This is a genomic window from Parachitinimonas caeni, assembly GCF_030129945.1.
GTDB lineage: Bacteria > Pseudomonadota > Gammaproteobacteria > Burkholderiales > Chitinimonadaceae > Parachitinimonas > Parachitinimonas caeni.
Map to the genome: position 1 here is coordinate 1 of NZ_JARRAF010000075.1, position 7,044 is coordinate 7,044.

Here is a 7,044-nt window from a genome sequence, read left to right on the forward strand (position 1 = left end):
ATTTGGGCCTGCTGCGGTGTTGAAAATCGCTTGCTTAGCCCACTAAGCGGCGCGCTTTTCGCCTTGCATCAGGCCCAAATCCGACGAAACGCGATCCGAAAACAAAACGTCAACAGAGCCTAATCAACCCAGAAGGATATTGACGATGATTTTCCGCGCCCTCTTGATGGCGACCTGCCTGACCGCTTCGACAGCCTGGGCCTGCCCGACCCCCGAGCACCAGATCAAAGCCGTGATCGGCCAGCAATACGACCAAGCCGAGCTGAAAGTGGATACCTGGCCGGTGGTGGTGGCCGGCAAGCATGCCATTGCCGGCTGGACCCAGGGCGAGCGGGGGGGCCGAGCCTTGCTGCAAAAGCAGGGCGAGCAATGGCAGGTGATGCTGTGCGGCGGCGCCGGGTTGCGGCAGCGCGCCGGGCTGCTCGACGCTGGCGTCGGGCGCGCGACCGCGGACAAGTTGCTGGCACGCCTTGCCAAGGCCGAGCAGGCGATTCCTGCCGAACGTCGCCAGCGCTTTGATAGCTTCGATGCGATGGCCGGTCAGCCTCACGCCGCCCACCACGGCCAGGCTGCGCATTAACCTCATATTCAACGTAACCATTGCTATGTCATTCAAAACAAAAAACCTTTGCCTGGCGCTGGCCGTGGCATTTCCCGGCACAACCTTTGCCGATGTCAACCGTGTCGATGCCGTTGAAGTCACGGCGCGTGCCGTGGTCGAGGAGATTCGCCTCGATGCCTTCGCCAGCACCGCTGCCGTGGTGGGCGAAGCGCAGCTGCGCGACCAGAATGCGCTGGATCTCACATCCGCCCTGCGGCGCACGCCAGGCGTGCAGATTTCCCGCTACAACCCGGTAGGGGCTTTCGGCGGTGATCAGGGTGGCGCGGTCTTCGTGCGCGGCATGGGCCTGAGCCGCCCCGGCAGCGAGATCAAGACCAGCATCGACGGCATCCCGTTTTACATGGGGCTGTGGAACCATCCGCTGCTTGATCTGCTACCAGTCAGCGCCATGCGCAGCGTGCGGGTCGAGAAAGGCCCGCAGCCGCAACACAGCGGCAATCGCTTTGCTTCGATCAATCTGGAAACCCGGCGTGCCGGTGCTGAAGGGGTGCAGGGCGATATGCGCCTGTCGGCTGGCAGCCATCGCACCCTGTCCGAGCAGGCCAGCCTGAGTGGCCGCCAGGGGCCGGTGGACTTCGTGCTGGTGCAAGGCCACGCCGAATCGGCCGGGCATCGCCCCAATGCAGACGGGCGGCTCGATAATCTGCTGGCCAAGGCCGGCTGGCAGCTCGACCCGCATTGGGCCATCAGCGGCACCCTGCTGGCGGTTGATAACCGCGCCGGCGATCCTGGCGATGCGCGCCTGCCAGCGCCCGCGCAGGCTCCGCAATACCGGACACGCGCCCATCTGCTGAGTGCGGCGCTCAGCCACCAGCATGGCGATTGGCAAGGGCAGCTTAGTGTCTTTCATAACGAGGGGGATGGCGACTGGCTGTACCAGCCAGCGCCCGATGGCGATGGCTACAACCACTTCAGCCTGAGCGGCCTGCGCTGGCAGGAGCACATGGCACCGTGGACCGATGGTCGCCTGTGGTTGGGGCTGGACATCGAACGCCTCGGGGGCGATGCCCGTTTCCAGCGGGTTGCCCCAGCGCCGAGCAGCCGGTTCGATGCGCCGGGCTTCCACCTGGTATCACCTTATCTGGCCATCAGCCAACGGCTGGCGCTGAATGCCGACTGGAGCCTGCAGCCCTCGCTTGGCCTGCGGGTCTACCGCCACAGCGAATTTGCCAGCGAAACGGCCCCGCATCTGGGCCTGCAACTGCAGTCCGGCACGCTGACCTGGTTTGCCAACTACGCACGGGGCGTCAGCTACCCCGGCCTGGAAACGCCCTTGCTGGCCTCGCTGATCCCGCCTCTTGGCAATAGCTGGAAAAGGTTGAACGCCGAGACGCTCCATCACACCGAAATCGGCCTGCAGTGGGCAGCGCAGGCCGCTACCCGGCTGGATATCAGCCTGTTCAGCGACCAGTTGAATAACCGCTACGTCTTCGGCTTCCCGCCGGATGTACCGCCCCCGCCGCAGTTCATCAATCTGGGCGATTACCGGATGCGCGGCGCCGAGCTGGCCTTGCAGCATGATCTCGATCGGCACTGGCGCCTGTTTGGCGGACTGACCCTGCTCGACCCCAGCATCGACAATCTGCCCTACACACCACGCCGGGCCCTGACACTGGGGCTCAATGGTCAGATCGGCCCGGTGAGGCTGGCGCTGGATGCCCAGTACCAAAGCGAAACCCGCGCCCTCAACCGGGCAAGGGTTGCGGGTGCCAGCAATCTGCAGACGGTCGGCAGCTTCGCCGTAGTCAATGCCCGCCTGGGCTGGCTCTTGCCACGCCTTGGCAAAAAGGGGGAAGTATTCCTGGCGCTCGACAACCTGCTGGACCGTGATTACACCTACCGGCCGGGTTATCCGATGCCTGGGCGCAGTGCCCAGCTGGGTTTGGCGGCGAGTTTTTGAGGGGGGTGAAAGGGAATGCGAGAAAAAAACCGCTCATCCTTGATGAGGACAAAGGAAGTTTGAACTGTGTAGGGGCGGGCTTAGCCGCGAAAGTCAATCAGCTCGGGGCTAAAGCCGCTCCAGTGGTGAAAATTTCAAATGACTGGATCAACTGAGCCAGGAATCACAGCACGAACTGTGCACAATGTGCACAGTAATTTCAGTATTGATTGGCGTGCCTGGATTAGCTACTTACTATGAGCTTTCAAGTGCATGCTTCAAAACAATCAATCCAGGAGAAACCATGATTAGCACCCCCTTGAATCTGAAAAATGGCATCGCCCTGCTTGCCCTGCTGAGCCTGTTTGGCTGTGCCTCGACCTCGCAGAAGCTGGCAAGCAATGACGATGATGATGAGAAAATTGAATTGACCGGCAGCGCCATCAAGCGCAAGCCGCGAGACATTATGGCGGGTGATGTCAAGACCGTATCGATAGAAGACTTTGCCAAAGCCCAGGCGCAGGGCCCGGTTTCTGCAGAAGTTAATACCGGCCGTAAAAATTGAAAGTCACAATTTGAATCTTTGTAAAAAAGAGAGGTCGGGGACGGCCTCTCTTTTTTTGCAAATTGCCAGCGTAAATTGAATCTGACTTATGAACTGTTGGCAGTCGGTGAGCCGAGATTTTGTTACGGCATCTGCCTACGGTAGACACGCGGCTCAATCCTCCTCAACCACCCCCTTGTAACCAGCGGCCAGTTTTTGCTGGATGTCCTGAGGGACGGCGTCGTAGTGGCTGAGGCTGATGCTGTAGGCGCCCTGGCCGCCGGTCAGTGACTTGAGGCGTCCGGCGTAGCCATCCAGCTCGGCCAGGGGAACCTGGCCGCGTATCAGTGCGACGCCGGCAGACAGGGAGTCGGTGGCGGCGACGTGGCCGCGCCGGGTGGTGAGGTCGGCGGTGATGTCGCCCAGCTTGGGTTCGGGCACGGTGATTTCGATGTTGACGACCGGTTCGAGCACGATGGGCCGGGCGGCGCGCAGGGCTTCGAGCATGGCTTTGCGGCCAGCGGCCTGAAAGGCGACGTCCTTACCATCCACAGAATGGCTCTTGCCGTCGTAAACCGTCACTTTCAGGTCTTGAACCGGGAAGCCGGCCAGGGTGCCAGCGGCCAGGGCGGCGCGCACGCCTTTCTCTACCGAACCAATAAACTGGCCGGGGATGGCCCCACCATAGACTGCATCGGCAAAGGCAAAGCCCTCACCGCGCGGCAGGGGCTCGATGCGCAGGAAAACCTCGCCAAACTGGCCAGCGCCACCGCTCTGCTTTTTGTGCCGGTGATGGCCTTCGGCACGCTGGGTAATGGTTTCGAGGTAGGGGATGCGTGGCGGCTGGGTCTGCACTTCAAGCTTGTAGGTGACGGACATGCGGTCCAGCAGATAGCGCAGATGCAGCTCACCCAGCGCTCTCAGCACGGTTTCGTGAGTGCCTGGGTGGTATTCGATCTTGATGCAAGGGTCTTCGGCCTGGAGCTTGTGCAGTACCTCGCTGATTTTCTGCTCGTCGCCCCGGCGCTTGGGTTCGATGGCCAGGCCGAGCATCGGCGCTGGAAAGCGCAGGGGGCGCAGGTGGAGGTGGTCTTCATCATGCGAGTCGTGCAATACGGCATCGAACTCGATGTCATCGACTTTGGCGACTGCGCCGATATCGCCGGGCAGCAGGGCCTCGACTTCCTCATGGCGCTTACCCTGCAGGCGGAACAGGTGGCCCACCTTGAAGGGATTTTTGCCCAGGCCGACAAAGAGCTGGCTGTCTTTCCTGAGCGTGCCCTGATGGACGCGAAAGACCCCCATCTTGCCAACAAAGGGGTCTGAAACCACCTTGAAGACATGGGCCAGCACATGTGCGGCGGGGTCGGGATGCGACAGGAATTCCACGGCGGCGTCCCCTTCGCCTTTGACGAACAGCGGAGGATTGCCTTCAAGCGGGTTGGGGGCCAGACGCGCCAGGACTTCCAGCAGCTCGGTGATGCCAGCACTCGTGCGCGCTGAGACAAAACACACCGGAATCAGATGCCCCTCGCGCAGCGCAGCTTCGAAGGGTGCGTGCAGGGCTTCGGCCGAGACTTCTCCTTGCTCCAGATATTGGGCCATCAGGGCTTCATCCACTTCGACGACCTGATCGACCAGCGCCTGATGGGCAGCAGCCACTGACGAGAAATCGGCATCCCCAGCCGGGTTGAAGAAACAGTCCACGACTCTGCGATGCCCCTCCGCCGGCAGGTTGATCGGCAGCACTTCCTTGCCGAAGGCGGTTTGCAGACTGGTAAGGAGCGCAGGCAGATCGACACGCTCGGCGTCGATCTTGTTGATGACGATTACCCGGCACAGCTTGCGCTCGGCGGCCCAGGCCATCATGCGATGGGTGGTCAGTTCGATGCCGGTCTGGGCATTGATGACGATGAAGGCGGTTTCGACTGCGGCCAGTGCGCAAATGGCATGGCCGATGAAGTCGGGATAGCCAGGGGTATCGAGCAGACGGACTTCGGCACCCGCATGACTGAAATGGACGACGCTGGTACTCAGTGAGTGCCGGTAGTCTTTTTCCAGCGGATCGAAATCGCAGACGGTGTCACCACGCTCAACCGTGCCGGGCGCCAGGATAGCACCGGCCTGGTGCAACAACGCTTCGGCCAGGGTGGTTTTGCCGCTGGCAAAGTGCCCAACCAGTGCAACAGTTCGCAGCGAATCGACGGTGTAGTGGGGCATTGGACTCTCCCTGAGCGTTGATGGTTTTTGGCGCACCTGCGTGAAGTGAGTATAGGCAGCGCTGGCGCTGATGCCGTGTGGGAGCGTGGACAGCGCTGGCAAACGGTATTAGCGGGAACCAGACCCGTAAAAGGCGGTCGATAGCGCCTTACTCAGTTAAGGAAGAGAATGCTATGCAATGGCGTGACGGGATGGTTTTAGGACTTCTATGCCTCTGCGCGGGGTGTACGACACCCTTGCAACAGCCTACCCCGCTGGCGGACTGGAAGGCAGAAGGCTGCTACGGTCGGCATCAGGCTGAGGCCCGCTGCCAGCCGGATCAAAGCGTGCCGCTAGACCGCGACACCGATAAGCCTCACACCGCAAAGCCGAGCAGCCGCTCGCTGTCTTGATCGCAGCCGTGATCAGCGGGCATCAGCGCCCGGCGGTGGCGCCTGGGCTTTGCCAGTCCCGCAGGCCGTAGCGGGCCAGAATGGCCGCCAGTTTGCCGTTCTGGCGCAGGGTTTTCATTCCATCGGCAAGCACCTGGGCATAGCTACCGGCATTCGGGGCGATGGGTGAGAAAGGAATGTAGATATTGCTGGCCTGCTTGGCGCACCCGGCTTGGCGCAGCTTGTTAAAACCGGATTCGGTTTTCATTTTGTAGGCAATGACGGCTTCGTATTCGACAATTGCATCCAGTCGCTTGGCCTCCAGCTTCTTGACATTATTGATCAGCGCCTGGTCACCATAGCCGGTCGAGACAACAGGGCCGGCTGCGGCAAGGGCTGTGTCCAGCTCGGCGCCATAGACATAGGTGTTTATTGTGCCGATCCGCTGCTTTTTTAGTGATGCCTGATCGGTGTACCGCCAGGTTGAGGTTTGGCTCGTGTAAAAACAGGCTTTCGCCTGCCCCTGCTCGACTTTGGGAAAAATCAGCCCGGCGCGCTCGGGCACCTGCTGCTCGCCAACCAGACCAAAAGCCTTGCCTTGTTCCACCTCGGTGACGGCACGGGCAAAGGGCATGATCCGATATTCCACGCTATGCCCCATCGGCTCGAAGACCGCCTTGGCCAGTTCGATCATGTAGCCGGGGCGATCACTGTCGGGCTGGCAGGCATAGGGGCACCACGGATCGGTGACGAGGCTGATCGTCTCAGCCGAAGCGCAGCCCAAACCGGCCAGACCGCCGATGGCCAGATAACGGAGAATTGTCTGTGCAATGGGGTGTGGGTTACGGTGCATGGTATGCCCCCTGAGAAGACCTGCCGGTGTCATCACGTTTTAGACCATTTTGAACCTTCTGGCGGAAGCGCCCCGCAGCGGCTGCGTCCCCATCTGCCCAAGTGCCCGTCAGTCGAATTTACAATTACATATGAATAAAATAGACTCGCTGCCGGCAGGTTGGTCAAGAATGAAGGTGTTGGCCGAATAAATGTATTTTTGTCGAACAATTTGTGCAATTAAGTGTTCGATTGGCTGGCGAGTGACTGCAGAGGCGATCATGCCGTGATGGTTTGGATATATCAGTTAAAAATCAATATCTTGTGATTTTTTGAAATGGCCGGAAATAGCTGGTGGATAGACATCCAAAACCGGTGGCTTATTAGTAACTTATTGAAACAGAATAATATTCAAGTAAAAGAGATACTTCTGACTGATGGTTGGTTTTAGGCTCTGTTGACATTTTATTTCCGGATCGCGTTTCGTCGGATTTGGGCCTGATGCAAGGCAAAAAGCGCGCCGCTTAGTGGACTAAGCAAGCGGTTTTTAACACCGCAGCAGGCCCAAATCCGGCGA

The 7,044-nt window shown here is 60.0% G+C and carries 6 protein-coding genes; 4 read left to right on the plus strand and 2 right to left on the minus strand.

Annotated features, from left to right (window positions below; translation table 11 throughout):
* Positions 1 to 145 precede the first annotated feature (145 nt).
* From PZA18_RS23200 to PZA18_RS23210, 3 genes are all read left to right on the plus strand, one after another.
* Positions 146 to 580: a copper uptake system-associated protein gene (locus PZA18_RS23200; RefSeq protein ID WP_284103281.1), complete on the plus strand. Its 435-nt coding sequence runs from the start codon at positions 146 to 148 to the stop codon at positions 578 to 580.
* A 25-nt stretch (positions 581 to 605) separates the two neighbouring features.
* Complete coding sequence (locus tag PZA18_RS23205; protein WP_284103282.1) at positions 606 to 2,522, plus strand: TonB-dependent receptor; 1,917 nt, start codon at positions 606 to 608, stop codon at positions 2,520 to 2,522.
* Positions 2,523 to 2,805: 283 nt separating this feature from the next.
* Positions 2,806 to 3,066 (plus strand): hypothetical protein, encoded by a 261-nt coding sequence (locus PZA18_RS23210; protein WP_284103283.1) that lies wholly within the window; start codon positions 2,806 to 2,808, stop codon positions 3,064 to 3,066.
* Positions 3,067 to 3,219: 153 nt separating this feature from the next.
* Here PZA18_RS23210 and fusA read toward each other — a convergent pair whose 3' ends face one another.
* Positions 3,220 to 5,265 carry an elongation factor G gene (fusA, locus tag PZA18_RS23215; RefSeq protein WP_284103284.1) on the minus strand — a complete coding sequence of 682 codons (2,046 nt, stop codon included), beginning with the start codon at positions 5,263 to 5,265 and terminating at the stop codon, positions 3,220 to 3,222.
* A gap of 173 nt (positions 5,266 to 5,438) precedes the next feature.
* Here fusA and PZA18_RS23220 point away from each other — a divergent pair, with 173 nt between their 5' ends.
* Complete coding sequence (locus PZA18_RS23220; RefSeq protein WP_284103285.1) at positions 5,439 to 5,657, plus strand: hypothetical protein; 219 nt, start codon at positions 5,439 to 5,441, stop codon at positions 5,655 to 5,657.
* Between the two features lie 22 nt (positions 5,658 to 5,679).
* Here the strand turns inward: PZA18_RS23220 and PZA18_RS23225 are convergent, their stop codons facing one another.
* Complete coding sequence (locus PZA18_RS23225; protein WP_284103286.1) at positions 5,680 to 6,489, minus strand: substrate-binding periplasmic protein; 810 nt, start codon at positions 6,487 to 6,489, stop codon at positions 5,680 to 5,682.
* Positions 6,490 to 7,044 lie beyond the last annotated feature (555 nt).

Coding starts and splice junctions, on each gene's coding strand:
- PZA18_RS23205 (WP_284103282.1), top strand. CDS start 606: ATGTCATTCAAAACAAAAAACCTTTGCCTGGCGCTGGCCGTGGCATTT.
- PZA18_RS23220 (WP_284103285.1), top strand. CDS start 5,439: ATGCAATGGCGTGACGGGATGGTTTTAGGACTTCTATGCCTCTGCGCG.
- PZA18_RS23225 (WP_284103286.1), bottom strand. CDS start 6,489: ATGCACCGTAACCCACACCCCATTGCACAGACAATTCTCCGTTATCTG.
- PZA18_RS23210 (WP_284103283.1), top strand. CDS start 2,806: ATGATTAGCACCCCCTTGAATCTGAAAAATGGCATCGCCCTGCTTGCC.
- fusA (WP_284103284.1), bottom strand. CDS start 5,265: ATGCCCCACTACACCGTCGATTCGCTGCGAACTGTTGCACTGGTTGGG.
- PZA18_RS23200 (WP_284103281.1), top strand. CDS start 146: ATGATTTTCCGCGCCCTCTTGATGGCGACCTGCCTGACCGCTTCGACA.